Annotated in this window: 24 protein-coding genes; 10 read left to right on the forward strand and 14 right to left on the reverse strand. The window is 39.3% G+C overall.

Annotation, left to right across the window (positions count from 1 at the left end):
• Nucleotides 1-116 precede the first annotated feature (116 nt).
• On the reverse strand, nucleotides 117-2411 hold the full coding sequence (gene ptsP, locus KNQ97_RS05805; RefSeq protein WP_031379580.1) for a phosphoenolpyruvate--protein phosphotransferase: 2295 nt from the start codon (nucleotides 2409-2411) through the stop codon (nucleotides 117-119).
• 85 nt (nucleotides 2412-2496) lie between these two features.
• Nucleotides 2497-2982, reverse strand: a complete 486-nt coding sequence (locus KNQ97_RS05810; RefSeq protein WP_000567254.1) for an RNA pyrophosphohydrolase — start codon at nucleotides 2980-2982, stop codon at nucleotides 2497-2499.
• Between the two features lie 182 nt (nucleotides 2983-3164).
• Between KNQ97_RS05810 and KNQ97_RS05815 the strand changes: the two genes are divergently transcribed.
• Complete coding sequence (locus tag KNQ97_RS05815) at nucleotides 3165-3815, forward strand: HAD family phosphatase (RefSeq protein WP_118978267.1); 651 nt, start codon at nucleotides 3165-3167, stop codon at nucleotides 3813-3815.
• Between the two features lie 4 nt (nucleotides 3816-3819).
• Here the strand turns inward: KNQ97_RS05815 and KNQ97_RS05820 are convergent, their stop codons facing one another.
• Both KNQ97_RS05820 and KNQ97_RS05825 read right to left on the reverse strand, forming a co-directional pair.
• A complete protein-coding gene (locus tag KNQ97_RS05820) occupies nucleotides 3820-4680 on the reverse strand; it encodes a LysR family transcriptional regulator (RefSeq protein WP_253611971.1) in 861 nt (286 codons plus the stop codon).
• 117 nt (nucleotides 4681-4797) lie between these two features.
• Nucleotides 4798-5052, reverse strand: a complete 255-nt coding sequence (locus tag KNQ97_RS05825; RefSeq protein WP_000244900.1) for a DUF2061 domain-containing protein — start codon at nucleotides 5050-5052, stop codon at nucleotides 4798-4800.
• A 237-nt stretch (nucleotides 5053-5289) separates the two neighbouring features.
• On the opposite strand from KNQ97_RS05825, the gene leuC reads away from it, so the two are divergent.
• From leuC to leuB, 4 genes are all read left to right on the forward strand, one after another.
• Complete coding sequence (gene leuC / locus KNQ97_RS05830; protein ID WP_000907607.1) at nucleotides 5290-6708, forward strand: 3-isopropylmalate dehydratase large subunit; 1419 nt, start codon at nucleotides 5290-5292, stop codon at nucleotides 6706-6708.
• A gap of 18 nt (nucleotides 6709-6726) precedes the next feature.
• Nucleotides 6727-7374, forward strand: a complete 648-nt coding sequence (leuD, locus tag KNQ97_RS05835; protein ID WP_000649450.1) for a 3-isopropylmalate dehydratase small subunit — start codon at nucleotides 6727-6729, stop codon at nucleotides 7372-7374.
• A 112-nt stretch (nucleotides 7375-7486) separates the two neighbouring features.
• A complete protein-coding gene (locus KNQ97_RS05840) occupies nucleotides 7487-8077 on the forward strand; it encodes a hypothetical protein (protein WP_001984507.1) in 591 nt (196 codons plus the stop codon).
• A 32-nt stretch (nucleotides 8078-8109) separates the two neighbouring features.
• Nucleotides 8110-9189 carry a 3-isopropylmalate dehydrogenase gene (leuB, locus tag KNQ97_RS05845; RefSeq protein ID WP_000043186.1) on the forward strand — a complete coding sequence of 360 codons (1080 nt, stop codon included), beginning with the start codon at nucleotides 8110-8112 and terminating at the stop codon, nucleotides 9187-9189.
• Between the two features lie 54 nt (nucleotides 9190-9243).
• Here the strand turns inward: leuB and KNQ97_RS05850 are convergent, their stop codons facing one another.
• Nucleotides 9244-9651, reverse strand: coding sequence for a hypothetical protein (locus KNQ97_RS05850; RefSeq protein WP_002056803.1), 408 nt, complete (start codon nucleotides 9649-9651; stop codon nucleotides 9244-9246).
• 169 nt (nucleotides 9652-9820) lie between these two features.
• Here KNQ97_RS05850 and KNQ97_RS05855 point away from each other — a divergent pair, with 169 nt between their 5' ends.
• The gene (locus tag KNQ97_RS05855; protein WP_002067188.1) at nucleotides 9821-10189 is read left to right on the forward strand and encodes a lysozyme inhibitor LprI family protein; all 369 of its coding nucleotides are present in this window, start codon (nucleotides 9821-9823) and stop codon (nucleotides 10187-10189) included.
• 51 nt (nucleotides 10190-10240) lie between these two features.
• Here KNQ97_RS05855 and infA read toward each other — a convergent pair whose 3' ends face one another.
• A complete protein-coding gene (gene infA / locus KNQ97_RS05860) occupies nucleotides 10241-10462 on the reverse strand; it encodes a translation initiation factor IF-1 (protein ID WP_001284370.1) in 222 nt (73 codons plus the stop codon).
• Between the two features lie 264 nt (nucleotides 10463-10726).
• Between infA and KNQ97_RS05865 the strand changes: the two genes are divergently transcribed.
• Complete coding sequence (locus KNQ97_RS05865) at nucleotides 10727-11737, forward strand: AraC family transcriptional regulator (RefSeq protein WP_002009591.1); 1011 nt, start codon at nucleotides 10727-10729, stop codon at nucleotides 11735-11737.
• Between the two features lie 19 nt (nucleotides 11738-11756).
• Here the strand turns inward: KNQ97_RS05865 and truA are convergent, their stop codons facing one another.
• From truA to asd, 5 genes are all read right to left on the reverse strand, one after another.
• The gene (gene truA / locus KNQ97_RS05870) at nucleotides 11757-12554 is read right to left on the reverse strand and encodes a tRNA pseudouridine(38-40) synthase TruA (RefSeq protein ID WP_002067320.1); all 798 of its coding nucleotides are present in this window, start codon (nucleotides 12552-12554) and stop codon (nucleotides 11757-11759) included.
• A gap of 14 nt (nucleotides 12555-12568) precedes the next feature.
• Nucleotides 12569-13540, reverse strand: a complete 972-nt coding sequence (locus KNQ97_RS05875; protein ID WP_000717075.1) for an asparaginase — start codon at nucleotides 13538-13540, stop codon at nucleotides 12569-12571.
• Nucleotides 13541-13598: 58 nt separating this feature from the next.
• Nucleotides 13599-14861 carry a hypothetical protein gene (locus KNQ97_RS05880; protein WP_002067343.1) on the reverse strand — a complete coding sequence of 421 codons (1263 nt, stop codon included), beginning with the start codon at nucleotides 14859-14861 and terminating at the stop codon, nucleotides 13599-13601.
• Between the two features lie 59 nt (nucleotides 14862-14920).
• Nucleotides 14921-16285, reverse strand: a complete 1365-nt coding sequence (locus tag KNQ97_RS05885) for a FimV family protein (protein WP_086374539.1) — start codon at nucleotides 16283-16285, stop codon at nucleotides 14921-14923.
• Nucleotides 16286-16433: 148 nt separating this feature from the next.
• On the reverse strand, nucleotides 16434-17552 hold the full coding sequence (gene asd / locus KNQ97_RS05890) for an aspartate-semialdehyde dehydrogenase (protein ID WP_000862762.1): 1119 nt from the start codon (nucleotides 17550-17552) through the stop codon (nucleotides 16434-16436).
• A 189-nt stretch (nucleotides 17553-17741) separates the two neighbouring features.
• On the opposite strand from asd, the gene KNQ97_RS05895 reads away from it, so the two are divergent.
• Together KNQ97_RS05895 and gltP are read left to right on the forward strand one after the other, a co-directional pair.
• Nucleotides 17742-18863 carry an endonuclease/exonuclease/phosphatase family protein gene (locus tag KNQ97_RS05895; RefSeq protein ID WP_253611972.1) on the forward strand — a complete coding sequence of 374 codons (1122 nt, stop codon included), beginning with the start codon at nucleotides 17742-17744 and terminating at the stop codon, nucleotides 18861-18863.
• Between the two features lie 689 nt (nucleotides 18864-19552).
• Nucleotides 19553-20839, forward strand: coding sequence for a glutamate/aspartate:proton symporter GltP (gene gltP, locus KNQ97_RS05900; protein ID WP_000787680.1), 1287 nt, complete (start codon nucleotides 19553-19555; stop codon nucleotides 20837-20839).
• Nucleotides 20840-20895: 56 nt separating this feature from the next.
• Here gltP and KNQ97_RS05905 read toward each other — a convergent pair whose 3' ends face one another.
• From KNQ97_RS05905 to KNQ97_RS05915, 3 genes are all read right to left on the reverse strand, one after another.
• Nucleotides 20896-21996, reverse strand: coding sequence for a glycosyltransferase family 4 protein (locus KNQ97_RS05905; protein ID WP_005133226.1), 1101 nt, complete (start codon nucleotides 21994-21996; stop codon nucleotides 20896-20898).
• Between the two features lie 265 nt (nucleotides 21997-22261).
• Nucleotides 22262-23197 (reverse strand): lauroyl acyltransferase, encoded by a 936-nt coding sequence (locus KNQ97_RS05910; protein WP_000078868.1) that lies wholly within the window; start codon nucleotides 23195-23197, stop codon nucleotides 22262-22264.
• Nucleotides 23198-23316: 119 nt separating this feature from the next.
• Nucleotides 23317-23949 carry a LysE family translocator gene (locus KNQ97_RS05915; protein ID WP_253611973.1) on the reverse strand — a complete coding sequence of 211 codons (633 nt, stop codon included), beginning with the start codon at nucleotides 23947-23949 and terminating at the stop codon, nucleotides 23317-23319.
• A gap of 139 nt (nucleotides 23950-24088) precedes the next feature.
• Between KNQ97_RS05915 and KNQ97_RS05920 the strand changes: the two genes are divergently transcribed.
• Nucleotides 24089-25099: an acyltransferase family protein gene (locus tag KNQ97_RS05920; RefSeq protein WP_024436548.1), complete on the forward strand. Its 1011-nt coding sequence runs from the start codon at nucleotides 24089-24091 to the stop codon at nucleotides 25097-25099.
• Nucleotides 25100-25104: the final 5 nt, after the last annotated feature.

A 25104-nucleotide genomic window follows, 5' to 3' on the forward strand; every position in this document is an offset into this window, starting at 1 on the left:
TTTTTAGAAAAAATAAAGATTAGGAGTGTGCTAAGTGGGAACTTAAAAATGAAGAGAAAATTTAAAAATAGATGAATTGAAAAAGGAGAGCTTTTTGACTCTCCTTTTTTGAGTATTTATACGCTTACAAGGCGGTTAGATTTAACCATATCGGCTAGACCGTGAGTTTTAAAGTAGTACTCAAGCCAGCTTTTTACAATAAGCGGATTATTCATTTTCATGACATCATCAAGCAGCTTTTGGGCATCTGACATTGGGACATGGCAAATTGCTTTTCGGACACGCAAGATGTTACTTGAACTCATCGAAAGGGTATTGAAGCCCATGGCCATCAGTAAGATCGCCGATAAAGGATCACCCGCCATCTCACCACAAATACTTACCGGTTTTTGGTATTTATGACATTCCTTCACGAGTCGAGTTAAAGCCCGCAAAATAGACGGATGGAAGTGTGAATAGACGTTTGCGACATGCGGATTATTACGGTCCACAGCAAGTAAGTATTGAGTTAAGTCATTTGAACCAACCGAGAAGAAATCGACAAGTTCGGCGAACTCATCAATTTGTAGTAGTACACTCGGTACCTCAACCATAATCCCGATTTTTGGTTTAGTAATTTTAACTTGTTCTTCTTCTTGTACTGCAATCCAGTCACGCTCAAGTAAATAAAGTACTTCTTCGACTTCACTTACTGTCGTTACCATTGGCAATAGGATATGCAAATTATTTAAACCAATACTGGCTTTAAGCATTGCCCGGATTTGTGCTGAGAAAATCTCCGGATGGTCGAGCGTGAAACGAATACCGCGCCACCCTAATGCCGAGTTCTCTTCTTCAATACTGAAGTAAGGTAAGTCTTTATCGGCACCAATATCTAGGGTACGCATGACTACCGGCTTATTGGCAAAGTGACTCAACTGTTGGCGATAGATGGCACGTTGTTCTTCTTCACCTGGGAAACGTTCCCGTAACATGAATGGAATTTCACTACGGTACAAACCCACACCTTGAGCGCCACGTTGTACACCGCGGACTACATCAATCATAAGGCCCGTGTTCACAAACAGTTGAACAGAGACACCGTCTGGTGTAATCGCTTCTTTGGTCTCATATTGTTTGAGATCTTTTGCGATTTGCTCGTCTTCTTTTTGAATTTCTTTATAACGTTGACGTAAACGACGTGGAGGGTTTACAAAAACACGGCCCTGATAGGCATCCACAATCATTTCTGCATCATCAAGCGTATTTACAGGTAGTTCGGTTACGCCGACAACCGTTGGAATACCTAATGCACGGGCAACAATCACCATATGCGAATTGGCTGCGCCTTCTGACGTCACAATCGCTGCGATATTGTCTACTGGTAATTCTACTAGCGCAGCGGTACTAATTTCTTCACCAATTAAAATACTGTCTGGGCTAAGTTCACGGTGGCTCGAATCTTCTTCTTGTAAGCACGCTAGAATACGCCGCCCTAAGTCTTTAAGGTCAGAAACGCGTTCACGAAGATAATCGTCCTCCATTTGTGCAAATAGGGCAGTGTGTTTTTCAATTACACGGCGCACCGCACCTTGTGCCCAATGCCCATCACGGATCAGTTCTTTAATTTCTGAAGGTAAGGCATTTTCATCTAGCATTCTTAAGAATACGCTAAACAAAGCGCGTTCTTCTGCCATGAGCGAGTCATGCATTTTTTCATCTAAAGAACGAATCTCTGAACGTACCGATGAAATAGCTTGATCTAAAATGCGGAGTTCATCGCTGATATCTTCTGCTTCGCGGTCAGGTACTGAACCTAAGTCGGCAGGTGGATATAAAATAATAGCGCGACCTAAAGCCACCCCACCTGCACCGGAAACGCCTTGAAAGGTTTTATAGGCAGGTCCATTGCTTGGCTTGCGAAATACATCAATATTTCCAACCGCATGCGCATGTGCAATAACTCCTGAGAGCTGTGCACATAAGGTGACTAAAAATGATTCGGCTGCTTCACTAAAGTCTTGAGGAAGTCTATTTTGGACAACTAAAACACCCATAACCTTACGGCGATACATGACGGGTACGCCAAGGAATGAGTTATAAATTTCTTCGCCCGTTTCAGGTAAATACAAAAAGCGTTCGTGCTTTGGCGCATTGTCAAGGTTAACAATTTCTTCACGTTGCCCAACCAGACCCACCAAGCCTTCACCTAACTGCAATGAAACATGCCCAACAGATTCTGGATTTAAGCCTTTTGAGGCCATCAATACATAACGTTGATTGCGTTCATCGAGTAAATAAATAGAGCAAACATCCACTTTCATGGCCTCAGCAACCTGATTGACCATAATGTCTAACGATTCATGCAAACTCACGGACGCATTAATCTCTTGAACAATGCGTCTTAGAGTGTCGAGTTGCATGTTTGACATGGATGTATACTCCAGTATTTTTTTAGACTATGAATGTATTTATAACAGCACTTTTAATAAAAATCATTTGCTAGATAAATGATTTTTAGGGTAATTGTTGCACTGGCAACTGTGTACACAACTCCACCATGGCTTTACGGTAAACATCACGTTTGAAGTTCACCACTTGACCAAGAGGATACCAATAGCTAACCCACTGCCATTCATCGAATTCAGGCGGGTCGGCGAGGTTTAACTGAATGTTTTTTGCAGGCGCAGTTAACTTCAGTAAAAACCATTTCTGTTTCTGTCCGATACATACGGGGTCAGAGTCTGACCGAATATACCGATGTGGCAAACGATAACGCAGCCATCCTTTGGTTTGCGCAATAATCTGGACATGCTCGGGCAATAAGCCGATTTCTTCTCTCAGTTCTCGAAAAAGTGCCTGTTCAGGGGTTTCTCCAAACTGGATGCCTCCTTGTGGAAATTGCCAAGCATTGTGACCAATGCGCTTTGCCCATAAAACCTGTCCATCATCGTTTGCCAAAATGATCCCGACATTGGGTCGGAAACCTTCTGAGTCGATCATTTGGCTACCTAAATATTGTCTATATCGTTGACTTCGATCACGGGGACAAACACTTTTTTATGTCCAGCTCGAAAAGATCAAAGTAAAATGTTTAAATTGTTACGATCTTAACGAATTTCTATCGACTAGCGGAGATAGATTTACATTTTTTTTCTTAAATTTCAGTTTAAACGAGAATTTTCATGAAACTGGCGTTGTTTGATTTAGACCATACCTTGTTAAATACCGATTCAGACCACTCGTGGGGTGAATTTTTAGTCAATGAAGGTTTGGTTGATCCGGTTCATCATCGTCAGATGAATGATAAATTTTATGAAGACTACAAAGCAGGGCGACTAGATCCATATGCTTATAATGAGTTTGTTTTCGGCTTTCTAACAAAGCATGACAATAACTACTTAACTGAGCTTCATCAGTTATTTATGGAAAAAGTGATTCGTCCTCAAATGCGACCAAAAGGTTTTGATGCAATCAAAAAACATCAAGATTTAGGCCATACCATTGTAGGTATTACAGCAACAAGTGATTTTATTACTGCGCCGATTTTCCGTGAATTTGGAATTACTGAAATCTTAGCAACTAACGCCGAGGTTGCTGATGGTAAATATACAGGTAAAGTGGCGGGTTTAGCGTGTTATCAAAAGGGCAAACTTGCACGTCTTGAGGCATGGCTGGACGGTCGTAGCGTTTCTGAGTCATGGGCTTATTCAGATTCAATTAATGACCGTTTTTTACTTGAATATGCAACGCATGCGATTGCGGTAAATCCTGATGATCGCCTTGAAAAGTTAGCTCAAGAGCACAACTGGGAAATTCAGGACTGGTCGATTTAATTGACTATTCCTGCATCATTTTAATCAACTCTTGCATGGCTCTAGATTGAGTACGTGCAGGATGCCATACCATACCTAGCTGACGGTTCATCTCGACATTTAAATCAAGCTGCTGCATATCTTGATTCAGCAGAGTTTTTGGTAAAACTGACCAACCTAAACCAATAGAAACCAACATACGAATTGACTCTAGTGGGTTATTGCTCATGGTAATTTTCGGTTTAAGGCCTTGTTTTTCAAACTCAGCTAAAGTGATTTGAGCTGTATAAGTCTGTGCGGCAGGCAGCAAACTTGGATATTCAATTAAATCTTGTAAGGTTAAATTCTTTTTTTGAGCCAATGGATGAAATGGAGCAGCTACAAAAACTAAAGGATCATTCCAGATCGTAATATAGTTAAGACGCTCATCACCTGAGGGCGGGAGTGTTAAAAAAGCTAACTCTAAATCGCCAGCAAGTACCTGTTCGTGTGCTTGTTCGGAATCAACAAAATGTACGTCTAGCTTGACTTGAGGAAACTGCTGAACAAAGTGTTTAAGCGGAGCAGGCAAGTGATGCAAACCGATGTGATGACTCGTCCCGATTTTTAAACGACCTTGTATTTGGGTTTGTTCATGACTTAGCGTGTGGTGAATATCTCGAAGTTCATTTAACCAGCTTTTAACTTTTGGTAATAATGAATGCGCAGCATGAGTTGCTTGAACCCCACGGCCTGCCGACTCAAATAGCTTTACGCCAAAGTACTCTTCTAGGCTATGAATACGTTTAGTGACCGCAGGTTGGGTAATAAATAGTTGATCCGCAGCCACAGAGATCGAACCTGTTTCCATAACTTTTACAAAAGCTTCAAAGGCTGCAAGATTCATAATACAACTCTACTTGGAATAGAAAAATCGAGAGAGGCTAAAGTTGCCAAGCCAAAATCGTATCATGCTTGCAGCTCAACGTTCTATAAAGTTGTGATTTAGCGTATTAATCTTAATCTAAGCAGTCGTCTCGTTTTCGCTTAAAGCTGATATACGGCGGTCTTTTGCTGCCCATACTTTTTCATGAAAGAAAAATGCAAAAGCTTGTACTGTTGGTTCTAACATACTTAATGTTAAAGCCATCCAAATATTACCCGTTACAAAGTAGGCAACTAACATGGCTACCGTAATATGCATTATGTAGTAACTTAAGGTTTTCTTTAATGTACGTTGATTATTAACAACGAATTTTTGAATATTAGCCATAACCATTCTCTCTACCTGTATTTGATATTTTTAGTATAGAGATGAGAGTATAAGATTAAAAATGGATTATGCAAATGATAATCATTAACAAATCCGATTTATATATTTTGACCGATATTAAAACATTCAGGAATGATTCCTAAAAGTTTTCTAATTTATAAAAATGATAAATTAGATTTATGTAAAACTCTGGCTATAATCGAAGAAAGATTAGAATTACCCAGTCCAATGGAGCAAGACGACATGGCAGGCAAAACTTTATATGATAAATTGTGGGATGACCACGTAGTTACTCAGCGTGATGATGGTTCGTGCTTACTTTATATCGACCGTCATTTATTGCATGAAGTAACAAGTCCACAAGCATTTGAAGGTTTGCAACTTGCTGGTCGTCAACCATGGCGTTTAAGTGCAAACGTAGCTACCCCAGACCACAACGTTCCAACCTCTAAAAAAGAACGTGATCAGGGCATCGCTGGTATTGAAGATGATACATCTCGTATTCAGGTTCAGACCTTAGATGATAACTGTAAGGCATTTAATATCGTTGAATTCGGTATTAATGATATTCGCCAAGGTATTGTGCATGTTGTTGGACCTGAACAAGGCTTAACTTTACCGGGTATGACTGTGGTTTGCGGTGACTCACATACAGCGACTCACGGTGCTTTTGGTTGTTTGGCACATGGTATTGGGACATCTGAGGTTGAACATGTGTTAGCGACACAATGTTTGGTTCAGAAAAAATCCAAAAACATGTTAGTTCGCGTTGATGGCGTTTTAGGTAAGGGTGTAACCCCAAAAGATGTGGTGTTGGCGATTATCGGTAAAATTGGTACCGCTGGCGGTACGGGCTATGCAATCGAATTTGGTGGTCAGGTTTTCCGTGATATGTCGATTGAAGGACGTATGACGGTATGTAACATGGCGATCGAAGCTGGTGCTCGTGTGGGTATGGTTGCTGTTGATGAAAAAACCATTGAATACGTAAAAGGTCGTAGCTATGCACCAAAAGGTGAGCAATGGGATCAAGCAGTTGCTTACTGGAACACATTGCATTCAGATGACGATGCTGTGTTTGATGCAGTTGTTGAATTAAATGGTGCAGAGATTGAACCACAAGTGTCTTGGGGTACTTCACCTGAGATGGTTATTCCTGTCTCGAAAGCTGTACCAACTTTAGAACAAGCGAAAGATGACGTACAACGCAATGACTGGACACGTGCATATCAATATATGGGCTTAAATGCAGGTCAGGCATTGGCTGATATTCAGCTTGATCGTGTCTTTATCGGTTCTTGTACGAACTCTCGTATTGAAGACATCCGTGCTGCTGCTGAAGTAGTTAAAGGCCGTAAAGTGGCACCTAGCATTAAGCAAGCCATGATTGTTCCGGGTTCTGGTTTAGTCAAACAACAAGCTGAAAAAGAAGGTTTGGATAAAATTTTCTTGGAAGCTGGCTTTGAATGGCGTGAGCCGGGTTGCTCAATGTGCTTGGCAATGAACGCAGACAAGTTACAACCGGGTGAGCATTGTGCATCGACGTCTAATCGTAACTTTGAAGGTCGTCAGGGTAATGGTGGTCGTACTCACTTGGTCAGTCCGGCAATGGCAGCAGCGGCTGCGATCGCAGGTCATTTTGTTGATGTTCGTTCATTTTAATTCGGTCTGGAGCAAACCATGAAAGCTTATACAGTTGAACAAGGTATCGTTGCACCATTAGATCGTGCCAATGTTGATACAGATTTAATTATTCCAAAACAGTTTTTAAAATCGATTAAACGTACAGGTTTTGGCGACAACTTATTTGATGAACTTCGTTATTTAGACGAAGGCTATCCAGGGCAAGATAACTCGGTACGTCCCAAAAATCCGGATTTCGTTTTAAATCAGCCACGTTATCAAGGGGCAACCGTTTTAATTGCTCGTACTAACTTTGGTTGTGGTTCAAGCCGTGAGCATGCGCCTTGGGCATTAAATGAATATGGTTTCCGTACTGTTATTGCGCCAAGCTTTGCTGATATTTTCTTTAATAACTGTTTTAAAAACGGAATGTTGCCAGTCATTTTGCCTGAAGACATTGTTGATCAGTTATTTAAGGAATGTGCTGCGCAAGAAGGGTATCAATTAACAATTGATTTGGCTGCGCAAGAAGTTCGTACACCAACTGGCGAAGCATTTAAATTCGAAGTGGATCCATTTCGTAAGCATTGCTTGTTAAATGGTTTGGATGATATTGGCTTGACACTTCAAAATGCGGACGCAATTCGCGCTTATGAAGAAAAAACCAAACAGGTTCGTCCTTGGGTATTCCAAGAGATAAATTAACCTTTCGGTACATTTTAAACATAGTCATGGCGTCGTGTTCAAACTCTTGCTAACATGCTAAAGCATAACAACAGCTTAAAATTATGCACTAGATGAGGATTGGGCTTGAACAATGAAGAGGAACGTTACTCATAGCTTTTTGTTGAGCCTGTGCGCGATAACACTAAGTGCTTGTCAGAGCACTTACAATGTAGTGGATACTGTTCGTATTAAGCAGGCTGAACAAGAAAATTTGGGGCAGAATGCAGCAATATATTGTTCGGGCGCAAAAAGTTGCGAATTTGAACGGCTAAATGATATTACTGTTGTTGATGCACAGACACGTCGTATTAGTAATCAGGCAATTCATCAAGGAATTGTGAGATTAAATGGTTCGGTGTTAAGTCAAAGCAATAGTTTGTATCTATCTGTGCCTGCCAAACAATATGAAGTGGTGATTCGTTACTATCCGATTTCTCCAGATCGGGCTGAAACGATTCATGTTATTCACCAATTCAAAGCTAACCATCGCTATATGTTTAAAATGTATCGAGACAAATCTAACCGTTCGGGTAGTTTGCTGAATGTTTCTGTACCAGATCCATTATGTGTTGACTTAGAGCAGGATGGGCGGGTAATTCGCCGTTTTTGTCGACCATTTGATGTCACCACAGGACTAGGTGAATTTCTCGAACAGAAAAAACTAACACCACGGCAGTCATAACGCTGTCTTGTCTTTGAAAAATGGAAAACTTCATGTCTAAACAGATTTTAATTTTGGCTGGCGATGGGATTGGTCCTGAAATTGTTGGGGCAGCAGAAAAAGTATTAAATAAAGTAAATGAAAAATTTAATTTGTCGTTGACTTGGGAACATGGCTTGTTAGGTGGTGCAGCGATTGATGCTCATGGAGAGCCGTATCCAGCCGTAACTAGCGAGCAAGCAAAGAAGGCTGATGCCATTTTATTAGGTGCTGTTGGCGGACCAAAGTGGGACACTATTGAACGTTCTATCCGTCCTGAACGCGGTCTTTTAAAAATTCGTAGTGAACTTAACTTATTTGCTAATTTGCGCCCAGCAATCTTATATCCACAATTAGCCGATGCTTCTAGCTTAAAACCAGAGATTGTTGCTGGTTTAGATATTTTGATCGTTCGTGAATTAACTGGTGGTATCTATTTTGGTCAACCACGTGGTATTCGTGAACTCGAAAATGGTGAAAAACAGGGCTATAACACTGACGTTTATTCTGAAAGCGAAATTAAGCGTATTGCAAAAGTTGCCTTTGAACTTGCAGGATTGCGTGGCGGTAAAGTGTGTTCTGTAGATAAGGCCAATGTTTTAGAAGTAACAGAGCTTTGGAAGCAAACGGTCACGGATTTACAGCAAGCCAACTATCCAAATATTCAGCTTTCACATATGTATGTGGATAATGCTGCCATGCAGCTTGTACGTGCGCCTAAACAGTTTGATGTAATCGTGACAGGTAACTTGTTTGGCGATATTTTGTCTGATGAAGCAGCAATGCTTACCGGCTCAATTGGTATGTTGCCATCGGCTTCTTTAGATGAAAATGGCAAAGGCATGTATGAACCTTGTCATGGTTCAGCGCCTGATATTGCAGGGCAAAACGTTGCAAACCCGTTGGCAACCATTCTTTCAGTTGCGATGATGCTTCGTTATACCTTCCGTGAAGAAGCTGCTGCTAAAGCAATTGAAGATGCAGTAGGGCAAGTACTTGATCAAGGTTTACGTACAGCCGATATTATGTCTGAAGGCATGACTAAAGTTGGTACAGCCGAGATGGGTGAAGCAGTTGTTGCTGCTCTTGCTTAATCGCTAGTTTGCTAAAAAACGCAGCTTAAAGCTGCGTTTTTTTTATGGTTGTGTTTAGCAAGCTTTACCTTCGTATTGAATAGATTCGGCAATGTCATTTTTGAGCTTAAAAATAACCTTGCAATTAAAGTTAATATCATAAGAGTTGCCGCTCAAATTACCTGATTGTATGGGAACAGAACCACCTCTCATATCGACATTACTCACCATTGGAATTGGGATGCTTAAGGGTCTTAAAATCGTATAAATAAGTTGATCAGAAGTTTTTTGTGGTGTGCGGGCGACTTGAAAGCCAAGACTCCGTAAGTTGAGATCTTGCTGAATCGTTGTAGATGATTTGCCTATAAAATTTTTTAAATATTCTTGCAAATCTACAGATTGGCGTGGATGACTAGCACAGCCGTTAATATTAAGCAGCATGAATGAAAGCAAACTCATTTGACATAAGGTAGATATATTCATTTTTTTCTCTATATAGAATTATATTTATCATTAAAGAACAATAGGTTGGATTTGCTAACTTGTAAAGTAAAAAAGCAGGATTATGATAAATAGAAGGTGAGTTTGCCTTTAGACTTATTCTTATATTTACAGACTAATAATAATTGCTCAAAACTTAAGGAAGAAGAGTATGAAAAAAATAGTTTTTGCCTTTTTGTGTTTCGGAATAACCACGGTCTATGCTGATAACTGTGATAGTGCTCGTAATACTTATGATGATATTTACTGTACCAATAAAATCTATGCGAGTGCTGATGCAGACCTGAATAAGAATTATCAGGCATTAAGAGCGAAATTAACTACAGCACAAAGAAATACGCTTAAGAAGTCGCAGCTTGCTTGGATACGCCAACGTGATGCTGAATGTACAGATTCTAATAGAAATAGCGTAGACGTGCAGTGTCGTTTACAGACAACGCAAGAAAGAAACCATTGGCTGCAAGAAAGATTGCGTGAATGCCAAACGGTGGGATGTAAAACCAGTCGATTAAGTGAATAAAAAACGCAATAAAAAAGCCACATGATGAAGTGGCTTTTTTGCATTCACTAATTAGCGAGCACGGTACGTAATACGACCTTTGGTTAAGTCATATGGAGTCATTTCGACTTTCACACTGTCGCCAGTAAGAATACGAATATAGTGTTTACGCATTTTACCAGAAATGTGTGCAATAACTTCGTGACCGTTTTCAAGACGTACACGGAACATCGTATTAGGAAGCGTTTCGGTGACAACGCCTTCGAACTCAATGAGTTCCTCTTTATTGGCCATAGCCTACCTGATGATCAAATTGGAAAGGCGCAAATTATAGTCAATTTATTTAAAAAAAACAAGATAGACATCTTCTTGTGAAAGCATCTGGTTAAAGTATGACTAATAAAAAAAGATGTAATTTTTTTCACAAAAGAACTCTAATTCTGTTGTCAGTTTGGTCAATCAACGCTAATCTAAAATCATAGTTATTAGGGACTGTTCATGCATAAAGAGTCAACAGCTCCTAAGTATCAATGAAGTATCTACATGGAAGGGCACTGCGTGGGTCAGCTAACAGATGCATCAGTTGTATTACGTTTTGGCTATCAAGCAATTCGTCGTGCAGGATTGCCAACAGAAGAAATATTAACTAAAGCGGGAGTCGCTTTAAATCAGGTCGATACAAACGCACGTACTCCGTTAAGTGCGCAGTATGCCTTTTGGACTGCTGCTCAGGAAGTCAGTAAAGATCCAGACATCGGTTTGCATTTAGGTGAGCATTTACCTTTGTACCGTGGTCAGGTGATTGAACATTTATTTATTAGTAGTGAAACTTTTGGTGAAGGGCTTAAGCGAGCTTTGGCTTACCAGCGTCTCATTAGTGATGCATTTGATGCAAAACTGGTGGTTGAAGATGGACGCTGCTATTTGACCAATGGTGAGCAGGTAGGGGCAGACAACCTTGTTAATCGTCATTTTTCAGAATGTGCGATTTCAGGTGTGCTCAGATTCTTCAAATTTATTACCGAAGGCCAATTTCATCCGATCTTTATTGATTTTAATTTCAGTGAAGGTGCTTCTGAAGATGAATACTTCCGTGTCTATGGCTGTCCGGTAAGCTTAGGGCAGAAAGAAACACGGCTATATTTTGACCCTGCCATTTTAGATTTTCAGCTTTGGCAGGCAGAGCCTGAATTACTTCAATTGCATGAACAATTGGCAATTGAAAAGTTACAAGAACTTGCCCGTTATGATTTAGTGGGGGAGGTTCGTCGTGCGATTGGTTCGACACTTGAAAGTGGAGAAACGACGCTAGAAACCGTAGCGGCACAATTAAATATTACGCCGCGTCGTTTACGGACGCAGTTAAGTGAAGCAAATACCAGCTTCCAGCAAATACTTTCTGACTACCGTTGTCGTTTAGCTAAAAAACTTTTAGCAAATACTAATGAAAGTGTTGAGCGTATTGTGTATTTAACTGGTTTTTCTGAACCGAGTACATTCTACCGCGCGTTTAAGCGCTGGACTAACGAAACACCGGTTGAGTACCGTAAGCGTAAGCAACACCGTTAGAACTAAAAATTGGTTAAGCCTACTCAGGTAGGTTTAACCAATGTGGCCCGAGTGGTGGTTGTGGTAAGTCAAACTGCTCGGGATAATAACATTGAATAAAATAGAGACCATCAGGTGGGGCGGTAATTCCTGCTGCCTTTCGATCTTCGGCTGCGAACATTGCATCAATATGGTCGATTTCATACATGCCTTGCCCAATTTCAAGTAAGCAACCCATAATATTTCGAACCATATGATGTAAAAAGCCATCAGCTTGAATATCTAAAACCAAATAACGTCCATGTTCAAACAAACGGCAATGCTTTACATGTCGTACAGGTTGATTTGACTGGCAGGCTGCTGCACGGAAGGTTTCAAAGTTATGCGTACCTTCAAATTTGCTGGCAGCTTTAATCATTTTTTGCACGTCTAATTTTTGATAAATATGCGTGACTTGTTTATGTAAAAGTGCAGGGCGATGTGGAGCGTTATATACAACATAGCGGTAGCGACGAGCAGTGGCTTTAAAACGTGCATGGAACTCTTCATCCATCTGTTTAATCCACTGAATTGAAATATCCTTAGGAAGTTGGCTATTTGCTCCCATGATCCATCCGCGCTCTGGACGAACCGCATTAGTGTCAAAATGAGCCACCATATTTGTTGCGTGTACTCCTGCATCTGTTCGACCAGCACCGTGAAGTGTGATTGGTTCATCAGCGATTTTGCTGAGTACACGCTCTATAGTTTCCTGAACGCTGGCAACGCCTGGCTGTTGTGTTTGCCAACCTCGATATTGAATACCACTAAATTCAATACCGACCGCATAACGTTGCATGGCTTCACCTCTATTTAATGCAGATTTTCATTCCAATGGTTCAACCATTGTTCTGGGGTTGGGTATTTTAAATAGATTTGAAGTGCTTTTGCATAGAGATCTGCATGGCTATGGGCATCATTAATGACAATTTTTGCAGTTTTGGCCCAAGCACTAATTGCATAACGTTGGTCAATACCCCCAAAAGTCACTTGTGTCGCCAAAATTGGTACACATCCACGAGCATAGAGTTCATCTAATGTTGCCAAAAATTCATCGTTTACGGCGATATTACCTGTACCGAAACCTTGCAACACTAAAAAGTGTGGTGGGGCAGGAAGTAAGTGACGTAATTGTTGTACTAAATGCTGTGTTGCAATCGGTTGCATCATCCAGTTTAAAATCTGAAAGGAAGCAGCTTTTTCAATTTGAGCATCTTGTACGATCAATTCATTTTGCTGAGGCGTAAACTCAACGTTACTACTTAACCCTGAAAATGCATCAAGTTCAGTGGTATGCGTTTTTAATGCAGTTTGTGCGTGAAATACTTGATGGTGGAATGCGAGATAAGCACCAACCGGAAGTGCAATGACCTGCTCTAATGCAAGATATAAGTTTTCAATTGCATCAGTAAATTCACGGGTGTTATCACCTTGAATATTGAGTAACGGGTATTGGCTACCAGTAATCACAATATGACAGCTTTGCCCTAAAAAGCGAGCTAAAGTCGCAGCTGCATAACTGAGCGTATCTGTACCATGAATCACAACAAAATGCTGATAGCCTTCTAGTTGTAGCTGTTGTATGCGTTGAATTAGGCGTAACCAGTCAGGTGCTGTACATGCACTGCTATCGACAATATTGGGCGCAGCAAAGCAATCAACTGTTAAGTGTGGGGGAATCACTTTCTCAAGTTGAGGTAGGAATTGGTCATAAGGCATAGGAGCTAAAGGTTCACCAATGCAACCAAAAGTACCACCCATATAAAATAAAGCTATTTTTTTCATCTTTTTGCAGGCATAAAAAAGCAGTCATCTCTGACTGCTTATGGTAAATCGAACAGTTCTAAGAAGCTATGCGATTAAGTAGGTTTTTCGCATGTTGTTGTTGTTCTGTGTTGAATTTTTGCTCATCACCCTGTAGTAAATTACGCGCTGCTTGGTTCGCTCCAAACTTAATGTATTGTTCAGCCAATTTTAAATCGAGTTCATTTTCATTTATTTGTTTTAATTCTGGAAAAGCTTCTAAAAGCGGATCCTCTATTTGGGTTTGAGTAGCTGCTTCATTTACTACATCTATATGGCTTTGAGTATCAAGCTCTGGCGCTGGAACTAAGGCAGGCTCATCTAACGAAAACTCAAGAGGTGCGATAGAAGCCGCTTCTAATGGGGTTTGTTCTACGAGTTTAATTTCATCTAATGATGGAGCTTGTTCAACAGATTTTGTCTCCGAACTTGAAGGATTTAAGTCAAGGTTAAAATCTAATGTATTGATACTATTTTCTTGGTCTGCTTTTATCTCTACTGCTTGAGATTTTTCCTCAGTTTCATGCGGAGGTGCCAAGTCAAAAGAAAACTCTAAATCGGCCAGCTCATTTGTTTCTTGAGTGGATGATAACTCAGGTTGTTGTGCTGGTTGGTTGGTATTTTCCGTAGCCGAATTCTGTTCGAATGAAAAGTTAAACTCTAAAGGTTCAATTTCAATAGCAGGTTCTTGTTTTACAGGGGTATAGTCTTTCTGTAGGTCATCAAAAGAAGCCTCGGAAGAACTTGTTGTTAATTCATCGAACTGAGCCGTTGTATCTGTGCTTTTCGGTTCTTCATATGTTTGAGCTTGAGGGAAATCAATAGCATCAGGTTGTCTGGATGATTCATATTCTTTTTGTCGAGTTTCTGCTTGAGCTGCTATTTCATTTAAACCTAAGCTACGAATATGGCTAATCAACTGTTGAATTGCAAATTCATCTTTCTGAGCAATATGAATTTCAAGAAGTAATAAATACAGTTCATGTTGAGTATTATCTTTTTTTAGCGCCTGATTGACTTGAGCTTCAGCTGCTGAAAACTGTTTTTCTTGAATGAGCTGTTGAATATTGTGTCGCAAAGCTTCAGGTACAGGATTGCTTTGAGGGATAGCAGGAGTATTTTCCTCAATGACCTTGGCTTTTGTTTTTTCACGCGAACTTTTGCTTGATTTAGCACTCGCTTTTTTGCCGGATTTTCTATTTATATTTTTTGGGGAAGTGGCCTCTTGTTTTTGACTATTCTCGCGTTTTTTTAAAATAACGGCGACCACGAGTAATATGATAAACGGAATCACATATAACATTACTTTCCCCTTAAAAAATAAATATTTGCAATATAAAGCGTGCTAACTCTGGTTTTAACTTAATGTTTTTGCTTGTGAGTTTGTTGCTGTGCCTGTAATTGCTGTTGTAACTCTGCCAAACGCGCATTCAAGAGTTGAATACGTTGGTCTTTTAAACTTAAAGTTTGATTTAGTTTGGTTACATTCCTTTGTAATGTAACGGTTTTTTTGCGAGTTGTCATAACTTTTACTGCTAACTCAGTATTGTTTTGACTTTGTTGTGTGCTCTTTTTTGCACTTCCATGAGCAGAATTTGGGCTGTTCTCTGCCACAATGCTCATTTCAGCTTGTTGTAAACGATATTTAGCTCTGCCAGAAGAGGGTTTTGCCAAGTGAGCTTCACTCGATTTAGGTTTTAAATGGGAAGCTTTAGTTGTATTTGTTGTTAAGTTTAGCGAACTTCCCTGACGTAAACGGTTTACATCACCTTGAATAAAAGCATGTCGGTTTTGTGCTTGGATATCTCGCATGACTTTAGCCACAGGTTGTTTGGTCTGTGCTGCAATACGATTGGCAATACTCCATAAAGACTCGTTACGTTGTACGACATATTTACCAGTAGGTGCCGGGCCTTTATAAGCGCTAATTTTTTGCTTTTTCGGCGTATTTTTACTTAATACATTTTTTTGTTGGGCAGTTTTAGATTGCGCTGCTTTTTTGACGGTAGTTGTTTGATTGCCATCACTTGATTTGAGTGAAGTCGAAGGTTGTTTCTCTACAGCCGATGATTCGGTATTCATTGTAGCTATAGTTGGCTGAAGTGTTTGAGTCGAAGGTTTTTCGGTAAAAGGAGCCACAGGAGCAGGGCTAGAACTATTCAAAGCTGGAGCAGTTCCAGTGCTAATATTTAGATTATGTTCATTACTTGTGGTTTCTGCCACCGTTGATGTATTTTCAGTAGGTGTGTACTGAGTACTTTCAGGCAAATTTAATGCGATATCTTTTTCATTTACGATAAATTGCGGTGAAAGTGGACTTTCGTTAATGGCGGCTTTTTTTATAGGCGATGGCTTTAAAACGGTTTTAATATGTTGAAGACGGGTTGCGTTACCTTCACTGACTTTTACGACAATATTCAGTTCAGGATCGATAATAGGACGCGATGAGGTAATCACAATAACGCCAGAACCCTGACCATTTTGGCGTGTATAAAAGTTTAAGTTACCCGGAGGTTGATGAGTTACTCCCAAACCATTGAGATCATCTTGAGTGGCCAAACTGACTTGCAATGGGGTATTAGGATCTGCTTGCTGAAAATTCATTTCTGCATAAAGTAATTCCCCAGGTGCAGATTGAATTTGAATAGGATCTAATGTAATCGCATAAAGAGAAGGCGAAGACATAATGGTGAAAATGGCAATTTTTAATTTGTTATATGCAGTCATCTCAATCCATGACCTGATCAGTCGTAAAGTCGTTCAAAATTATACAATAATGGAATGTAAATAAATTGTTAATTTTTTACAAACCAGTTACGAAAAAGCCGATCAAATGTGATCGGCTTTTTATTTTGACTGAATAATTCAGATCAAATTATGAGCTTTTGTATTCTACTAAAATACGTAACATACGACGTAGAGGCTCAGCAGCACCCCAAAGTAACTGATCGCCTACTGTGAATGCGCCGAGGTACTCTTTACCCATATTGAGTTTACGTAAACGACCTACAGGTACAGTTAGGGTACCAGTTACAGCAACAGGTGTAAGATCAGTCATTGATGCTTCACGTGTATTTGGTACAACTTTAGCCCACTGGTTTGAGTTACGAATCATATCTTCGATCTCATCAAGCGGAACATCTTTTTTCAATTTGATGGTTAATGCTTGAGAGTGGCAACGCATTGCACCGATACGAACACAGTGACCATCGATAGGAACGATTTGAGAGTTACCTAAGATCTTGTTGGTCTCAACTTGTCCTTTCCACTCTTCTTTTGATTGACCGCTTTCAAGCTGTTTATCAATGTAAGGAATTAATGAACCAGCAAGTGGCACACCAAAGTTCGCAGAAGGGAAACCCTCACCGCGTTGTAACTCGGCAACTTGACGGTCAATATCAAGAATTGCAGATTTAGGATCATCTAACAAAGTCTTGGTATTGTTATATAAATAACCCATACCTGTTAACAACTCACGCATGTTTTGTGCGCCAGCGCCTGATGCCGCTTGATAAGTCATCGCAGTCATCCACTCAACCAAATTATTTTGGAAAAGTGCGCCAACACCCATCAACATGAGTGATACTGTACAGTTACCACCAACGAAAGTTTTAGTACCTTTCGCTAAGCCGTCTTTAATTACATTAAGGTTAACCGGATCAAGAACGATGATTGCATCATCAGTCATACGTAAAGTAGATGCCGCATCAATCCAGTAGCCATCCCAACCAGTTGCTTTTAACTTTGGGAAAACTTCAGACGTGTAGTCACCACCTTGACAGGTAATAATGACATCCATTTGCTTCAGACTGGTAATGTCTGTAGCTTCCATAAGTGCTGGGGCAGTCTTACCACCAAATGAAGGAGCTTCACCACCTGCATTACTGGTAGAGAAGTAGAATGGCTCAATATGAGCAAAATCATTCTCTTCAACCATACGTTGCATAAGGACGGAACCGACCATCCCGCGCCAACCGACCAGACCTACTTTCATGTCATTTTGCCTCGGTGCGTTAAAATTGTTAAAGGGGGAGTTGAGTGTATCAAAAGTGCTCACAACTGCAAGCGTTACAGAATCAAAACAGCAATTTTATTGAGTAGAATATCTTGTTTATGTTACATACAAAATTGATAAAGATGACAAAAACATTAAAAAACAAATCATCTTAAAAGAGTAATTTCAATGATTTATATCGAAGTACTGGCAGTAGTGGTGATTTGGTTAAGCTTCTGGTCACTTATTCCTCGTGATGAGTGGTGGTTTCGAGGTGCAGATTTTCCAAGATTACAAATTCTGTTTATTGGCTTAATTGCTTTAATTGGTATGTTGTTTTGGCCGATCGAATGGGACGTATGGCGTGAGCTTTTGCTTGCGGTACTCATTGCAGCGATTGCCTACCAACTTAAAATGGTTTTACCGTATACGCTGTTTTGGAAAAAACAGGTTAAAAAGGTCAAACAGCATCAGCTAGATCCTAAAAAACAGATTTCACTGATAGTTTCTAACGTGCTCACCCCGAATGATAAATATCATTTACTACTTGAGCATGTACGGACGTTAAAACCTGATTTATTGCTTACTTTAGAGAGCGATACAACTTGGGAAAATGCTTTAAAAGAGATCGAGAAAGATTATCCATACCGTGTGCCCGTACCATTAGATAATTTATATGGCATGCATTTATATAGCCGGTTACCGCTTAAAAATACTGAGGTTAAATTCATTTTAAGTAATGAAATTCCTTCTATTCATACCACGGTAATTTTGCGATCTGGCATGCCTGTTCAGCTCTACTGTTTACATCCTAAGCCACCTAGCCCAACTGAAGCAAAAGATTCAACACTGCGTGACGCTGAGCTTTTAATTGTCGGAGACCAAATTAAAGATCTTGATGAAAGTTGTATTGTGATGGGGGATTTAAACGACGTAGCGTGGTCACGAACAACCCGTTTATTTCAACGTATTAGTGGGCTACTCGATCCACGAGTGGGGCGGCATTTTATTAATACTTTTCATGCGGACTATCCTTTATTACGCTGGTCACTTGACCATATCTTTCATAGTACAGACTTCGGTTTAGTAAAAATGCAGCGTTTATCTCATATTGGATCAGACCATTTTCCTGTCTATGTCGTTTTACAAACAGGTCGAATATTTGAAGAAATTCACGAGGAACTAGAACAAACTAAAGCCGATGAAGAAGAAGCTCAAGCCGCGATACAAGAAGGTATTGCTAAAGCTGAAAAAGAAGAAAAAATCGTGACTGATGAAATTGCACAGCCTTATAAAGAGAAAAATATATAAAGTGAGTTGTAAGCAATAACGTACAAAGATTTGAGTCTAGGTCCAATAGGCAGGCAGAGTTAAAACCCGTATTCTACATTCATCGGCACACGGAAGCGGGAATGGATAATCCCAAGTAAGGATGCACTAAGCTGATATGGAACGACATCACGGATAAGATGTTAGAACGGAAGCGATAAAAAGAATTATATACCCTGAAAGCACAACCTCATTTACCCGAGTTTTGCAGGACGCAGAACTCGGGTTGATATTTTATAGATATATCATTTAATTCGTTGTAAATAAAACCAATATTTTTAAGGTATTCTTAATTTTAAAATCTACTTAATTATAAGTCATCGTCCATAAATTTTTTTATATATCTGAGCAATTTTTAATGAAAATGGATACAAAAAACTTTTTTGTTAAGTTTTTGTTTTTATAGATTATTGATGGATAAATCTAGGCTTTGACCTATTTAGATATAAATTGGACTTGTTTAATTGGCAAATCTCAATAGAATGTGCCGATCGTTGACATGTTGGATCGTCAACAGGCATTGTTGTTTACTTCGCCGGATCGGCGGGTTGTGATTTGCTTGTGCATTTAAATTTCTGTTTGGAAATTCGTGTACATATTGAGGTTTCACTCTAAAGTAGTGGTCTTCTCCCTCTCATATTTGATACTTTGCGGTGCATAAGGATTGTCTTATGAAGAATTTTAAATTTAGCCTTGCATGGCAAATTTTAATTGCTTTAATCCTAGGGATAGTTGTCGGGGCTGTTTTACATAACCAGCCTGAAATCAAAGATAGTATTGTAAATAACGTTCTTACTCCATTAGGTAAGATCTTTATTAGCCTGATTAAAATGATTGTAATCCCAATCGTTTTCTCTACATTGATTTTAGGTATTGCTGGTGTTGGCAGTACAAAAAGTCTAGGGCGTCTTGGTTTTAAAACCATTCTCTATTTCGAAATTATTACTACTATTGCTATTTTGGTTGGCTTGTTTGCAGCGAATATCTTCCAACCAGGTGCTGGTGTAGATAAAGCGATGTTGGTGACGACTGATATTTCACAATATCAGCATACAGCTCAAGAAGTTGGATCACAGTCACATGGTTTGGTACAGACAATTTTGTCAATGATACCAACCAATATTGTTAACTCTATGGCACATGGTGAAATGCTGCCTGTGATTTTCTTTGCTGTGCTATTTGGTATTGGTTTATCTTCATTACCAGCTACAACAAAAGACCCATTATTAAATGTATTTCATGCTGTATCGGAAACAATGTTCCGTGTAACACACATCATCATGAAATATGCGCCAGTGGGTGTATTTGGCTTAATCGCTGTTACTGTTGCAAACTTTGGTTTTACTTCGCTTATTCCATTAGCTAAATTGGTTGTATTGGTTTATGCAGCCATCCTATTCTTTGCTTTAGTGGTTCTAGGTATTACTGCAAAAATGTTCAGCATCAATATCTTTACTTTATTTAAGATTTTGAAAGATGAATTAATTTTGGCGTATTCGACTGCAAGTTCGGAAACAGTTTTACCGCGTATTATGCAAAAAATGGAAGCTTATGGTGCACCAAAAGCGATTTCTAGTTTTGTAATTCCAACTGGTTATTCATTTAACCTTGACGGTTCTACACTTTACCAAAGTATTGCAGCAATCTTTATTGCTCAGCTTTATGGTATGGATATGTCGATCAGCCAACAAGTGATTTTGGTCATTACTTTGATGATTACTTCTAAAGGCATTGCTGGTGTTCCTGGCGTATCATTCGTGGTGTTATTAGCAACGTTACATACAGTTGGTATTCCGCTTGAAGGCTTAGCATTTATTGCTGGTGTTGACCGTATCATGGATATGGCTCGTACTGCGTTGAACGTTGTAGGTAACGCGCTTGCTGTACTTGTAATCAGTAAATGGGAAAAACAGTACGACTATGAAAAAGCTGCTGCTTATGAAGCATCTCTTAAGTAATAGAGAAGTTTTTTAGTCGAAAAAAACCCGCGAACATCGCGGGTTTTTTTATTGGGTTATTTCAATACACTTTGATATAGCTCAAGGGTCTGGTCACACATATCTTTTAAACTAAACATTGTCACAGGAGCGACTGTTTGAGGTTGTTCAATATGATGCTTTACTGTTTCTAATAAAGCTTTTTCATTTTCTGCTTCAACAAGACCCTGCGGGTACACATGAGATAAAATCTCGGCAACACCTCCACGGTTCCAACCAATCACTGGCGTACCGACTGACAGCGCTTCTAATGCTGTTCTACCGAATGTTTCTGCTTGATTGGATAGAGAGAGCACTATATCGCTAAAAGCGAGCCATTCGCGTATATCTGAGCGATGTCCTACAAAGGTAATTTTATCTGCAAGTCCTTTGCTTTGAATGGTGTTTTGCAACTCACTTAAATAGGCTTGTTTTTTTACATCAGCCCCACCCACAACAACAGCATGCAGTTGAGGATATTGTTCACCTAGTTTTTGCATCAGTTCAATTAAACTTTCATGTCCTTTTAAACGAGTAATACGGCCAGGTAGGCAAAGTAAAAATTTATTTTCGAGTTCGGGAAAGTCGTTAAAGACTTGGTTAAACCACTGTGCTGAAGGTTGGTAGTTATGCGGAAAAGCAGCAGGGTCAATGCCTCGATAAATACGGACAATATCTTGTGGTGGACAGTTTTTATAATGGTCTGTGATGTATTTAACTACGCTGTCAGAAACAGCGATCACTTTTTCTGCCTGAGTCATGATCGCACTATAACGATTAACTGAATAGAAACCATGTACCGTGCTAATGAGGTGAGGGCGTTTATTCGCTGGTATTTTTCTTAAAGCGAAGTGGGTTAGCCACGCAGGTACGCGAGAGCGCACATGTACAATGTCTGGTTGGTGTTCTTCAATAAGCTGACGTAATGGCCTAATTTGCCACAAGCTCGACAATGATTTTTTATGAATCGGCAGTGTTAAGTGTGTGGAACCTTCAGCTTCAAGTTGTGAGACCAAACGCCCGCCATTAGACACAACTAGAGACTGATGACCTTGTGCAACCAGTGCACGTGCAATTTCCAGTGTGCCGCGTTCTACGCCACCGCTATTAAGTTCTGGGAGAAGTTGCATCACTTTCATTGTTTTTTGCCTTATACGTTCATAAAAGATGGATCATCCATAGATACATCATCTCAAACTAAATCATTATCCAGAGTTTACTATCGTGATAGCGACATGGATGACGCTGTTGCGTTGTGTTACAAGGATGTAACATCAGCGGAACAAAGGATTTTTGCTTACTTTTTATCCCTAAAAAGTAAGGTCTGCCTATCCGAAAGTATTTGAATATCACTTTAAATCGAGGCTGTGCCTATTACTAATCTAAAATTATTACAGCCTTATCTTAATAAATCTCTTCATATCCCTCAGGACGTGTCTTAAAACGACGGTGAAACCACATATATTGAGTTGGTGCGATACGAAGCTGGTTCTCAATAATCTTATTCACACGCGTTGCATCATCGACTTCATCTTCACTTGGCATATTGTCAACCGCAGGTTCAATCAAAATATGATATTTAGGGTCTTGTACATTGCCATGACGATAAAAATATAAAGGAACAGCAACCGCCTTCGAGATTTTTAATAAACGACGGTGAGCGGTTACAGTGGCAGCTGGGACTCCAAAAAATGGTGCCATAACACCTTGTTTAAGCCCAAAGTCTTGATCGGGACTATACCAAATTGCATCACCCTCTTTAAGATGACGAATCAAACCACGCATGTCATCATGATCAATTTGTGCTTTATAAATTGTGCCGCGGCAACGATAAATTAGCATATCGAGGAGGGGGTTATTTTGAGGGCGATACACAACATCCGGCTCGAAATATTGGGCACATACATAACCACCTGCATCGAGTAAAGTACTATGTGTACCAAGCAATAAAACACCTTTGCCTTGAGCTTGAGCATTGGTAATGTGTTCTAAGCCTTCAATAGTGACACGGTTTTTAAACCAGTAAGGCTTATACCATGCGTTTAAAGTTTCAAATACCCCAAGCATCATATCCACAAAAACTTGTTTTGCTTGTTGCTGTACTTTTTCAGGTGTCCATTCTGGAAAGCAAACTTCTAAATTACGAATTGTGGTTTTACGACGAGATTTTAAATATTTCCAAGCGATATTTGCCAACCCGTGAGCCAAACGCCATTGAATTGCCCACGGTAAAATAGCCAAAAGCATCAGGAAAGTAATCGCAATCCACACACCCCAATATTTAGGCAACAAAAAGGACCATTGAAACTCACCGGGCGTATAAGGCTGCTTTTGGCTCATAACGATATAAAGAATTTAAAAAGTTAAAACTGCCAAAAGTGTATCACGAACTGAATTTATCGTCGTAATACACAGGAGTAAATTGAAGGTTTAGAGGAGATAAAGAAAAATAAAGTGGGTTATCGGCGGTGTTCTAGAAGAATACGAACCGCAAGGCCGGCTAATACTGTTCCCATGACCCAGAGTTGAATGCTTGCCCAAAGTGGTTTTTTCTGTAGAAAAAGAGCAATACTGCCGGCAGAAAATACAATCAGCGCATTTACTGAAACGCTTACAAAAATTTGTATGGTTCCGAGTTGGATAGACTGCGCTAAAATACTGCCTTGTTGTGGGTGAATAAATTGAGGTAATAAAGATAAATACATAATCGCAATTTTAGGATTAAGTAAATTTGTCAAAAACCCCATTAAAAATAACTTTAATGGTGAATCAACTGCTAAATCTTTAATATTAAAAATAGGTGCGGCATTGGGACGTAAAGCTTTCCACGCTAACCAAAGTAAGTACATTGCACCGACAATACGAATAGTGTCGTATGCATAAGGTACTGCAACAACAAGTGCTGTAATCCCGAAAGATGCGCAGAGCATGTAAAATACAAAACCAACGGCAACGCCACCGAGAGAAATAAATCCTGCGATTTTGCCCTGACTAATGGAATGAGAGATAAGGTAAATCATGTTCGGGCCAGGGGTGAGTACCATCGCCAGACAAATTAATCCAAATGCCAAAATTTGAGAGAGATCTAGCATGGAAATATCCTTAAATATTATTATACTGATAGGTATAACATAATTGTTTTGTATACAGCGAAACTTTATTCATTGTCTTTTGAATCAAAAAATAAGAATAATTCAGTATGATATGAATATCTTGAATTTATAGAAATTTATGAGAAATCTCCATATTGATGCCACAAAAGGTGTCTTAATTTTTCTGGTTGTATTGGGTCATTACCTTGAAAGGTTAATTGGCTGGAACGAACCTCTAAATCAAGCGATTTTAGGGAGTATTTACTTTGTTCATATGCCCGCTTTTATTTTTATATCGGGAATATTTTTTAAAGAAGAGAAAATCCTAGAAAAGTTAATTTACTTTTTATCGTTATATTTGCCGTTTCAGCTTTTATTTCAATTGCTTGATGCTTTTTATAATGGAAGTCTTTGGAATGGGACATTTCAATTCTTATGGTTTGCTAAACCTTATTGGGTGCTTTGGTATTTATTTAGCATGGGAATTTGGACGCTTTTAGCTTTTTTCCTAAAAAAGACAGCATATCCAGTTCTATTTTCTATTATTTTAGCTTTACTTATTGGATTTTCACCTATCAATAATTATAGTTATTCAATAGGTAGAATTTTCGTATTTTTACCTTTTTTTATGACTGGGGCGATCTATGGTAAAACTATTTTTCAGTATATTCCGCAGTTACCTTATGAAAAATTATTTGCTGTTATCATATTATTAATAATTACTATTGTAGCCGCTATAAGCCATTATAGTTATTATTGGTTATTTGGGAGTCTATCTTATATTCAGTTACATGTAGATTTATGGCAAGGAGTGCTGATCCGCAGTGTAATTATGTTGCTATCGGCTATGGGTGTTTTGAGTTTATTTGTATTCACTCAAAATTTTAAACAACCTTGGATTGGTTTAGGTCAAAAAACACTGCCAGTTTATATATTGCATGCTTTTGTAATTATTGTTTTGACCCATCAGTTAAGCTTTAAATATTCGGTAGAGATTAATATTTTCATTAGTCTTGTTTTGGCTGTCCTAACTTGCATGGTTTTACAGTTACAGATATTTGAACGTTTAATTCGCTTCATCTCTTTATTTGTATATAAGCCTTTTATGAAATTACTAGAAATTCTAAATCCAAAAAAGGGCTTTAATTAAAGCCC

This window comes from Acinetobacter sp. UC24323 (assembly GCF_024151445.1).
Lineage (GTDB): Bacteria > Pseudomonadota > Gammaproteobacteria > Pseudomonadales > Moraxellaceae > Acinetobacter > Acinetobacter baumannii.

Excerpts from the sequence above, each read along its gene's own strand:
- KNQ97_RS05910 (WP_000078868.1), bottom strand. The coding sequence starts at position 23,197 with ATGAGCCAAAAGCAGCCTTATACGCCCGGTGAGTTTCAATGGTCCTTT.
- KNQ97_RS05825 (WP_000244900.1), bottom strand. The coding sequence starts at position 5,052 with ATGGTTATGGCTAATATTCAAAAATTCGTTGTTAATAATCAACGTACA.
- KNQ97_RS05820 (WP_253611971.1), bottom strand. The coding sequence starts at position 4,680 with ATGAATCTTGCAGCCTTTGAAGCTTTTGTAAAAGTTATGGAAACAGGT.
- infA (WP_001284370.1), bottom strand. The coding sequence starts at position 10,462 with ATGGCCAATAAAGAGGAACTCATTGAGTTCGAAGGCGTTGTCACCGAA.
- KNQ97_RS05905 (WP_005133226.1), bottom strand. The coding sequence starts at position 21,996 with ATGAAAGTGATGCAACTTCTCCCAGAACTTAATAGCGGTGGCGTAGAA.
- KNQ97_RS05840 (WP_001984507.1), top strand. The coding sequence starts at position 7,487 with ATGAAGAGGAACGTTACTCATAGCTTTTTGTTGAGCCTGTGCGCGATA.
- KNQ97_RS05815 (WP_118978267.1), top strand. The coding sequence starts at position 3,165 with ATGAAACTGGCGTTGTTTGATTTAGACCATACCTTGTTAAATACCGAT.
- leuD (WP_000649450.1), top strand. The coding sequence starts at position 6,727 with ATGAAAGCTTATACAGTTGAACAAGGTATCGTTGCACCATTAGATCGT.
- leuC (WP_000907607.1), top strand. The coding sequence starts at position 5,290 with ATGGCAGGCAAAACTTTATATGATAAATTGTGGGATGACCACGTAGTT.
- KNQ97_RS05810 (WP_000567254.1), bottom strand. The coding sequence starts at position 2,982 with ATGATCGACTCAGAAGGTTTCCGACCCAATGTCGGGATCATTTTGGCA.
- asd (WP_000862762.1), bottom strand. The coding sequence starts at position 17,552 with ATGAAAGTAGGTCTGGTCGGTTGGCGCGGGATGGTCGGTTCCGTCCTT.
- KNQ97_RS05920 (WP_024436548.1), top strand. The coding sequence starts at position 24,089 with ATGAGAAATCTCCATATTGATGCCACAAAAGGTGTCTTAATTTTTCTG.
- KNQ97_RS05855 (WP_002067188.1), top strand. The coding sequence starts at position 9,821 with ATGAAAAAAATAGTTTTTGCCTTTTTGTGTTTCGGAATAACCACGGTC.
- KNQ97_RS05880 (WP_002067343.1), bottom strand. The coding sequence starts at position 14,861 with ATGTTATATGTGATTCCGTTTATCATATTACTCGTGGTCGCCGTTATT.
- KNQ97_RS05885 (WP_086374539.1), bottom strand. The coding sequence starts at position 16,285 with ATGACTGCATATAACAAATTAAAAATTGCCATTTTCACCATTATGTCT.
- gltP (WP_000787680.1), top strand. The coding sequence starts at position 19,553 with ATGAAGAATTTTAAATTTAGCCTTGCATGGCAAATTTTAATTGCTTTA.
- KNQ97_RS05895 (WP_253611972.1), top strand. The coding sequence starts at position 17,742 with ATGATTTATATCGAAGTACTGGCAGTAGTGGTGATTTGGTTAAGCTTC.
- KNQ97_RS05875 (WP_000717075.1), bottom strand. The coding sequence starts at position 13,540 with ATGAAAAAAATAGCTTTATTTTATATGGGTGGTACTTTTGGTTGCATT.
- leuB (WP_000043186.1), top strand. The coding sequence starts at position 8,110 with ATGTCTAAACAGATTTTAATTTTGGCTGGCGATGGGATTGGTCCTGAA.
- KNQ97_RS05915 (WP_253611973.1), bottom strand. The coding sequence starts at position 23,949 with ATGCTAGATCTCTCTCAAATTTTGGCATTTGGATTAATTTGTCTGGCG.
- truA (WP_002067320.1), bottom strand. The coding sequence starts at position 12,554 with ATGCAACGTTATGCGGTCGGTATTGAATTTAGTGGTATTCAATATCGA.
- ptsP (WP_031379580.1), bottom strand. The coding sequence starts at position 2,411 with ATGTCAAACATGCAACTCGACACTCTAAGACGCATTGTTCAAGAGATT.
- KNQ97_RS05850 (WP_002056803.1), bottom strand. The coding sequence starts at position 9,651 with ATGAATATATCTACCTTATGTCAAATGAGTTTGCTTTCATTCATGCTG.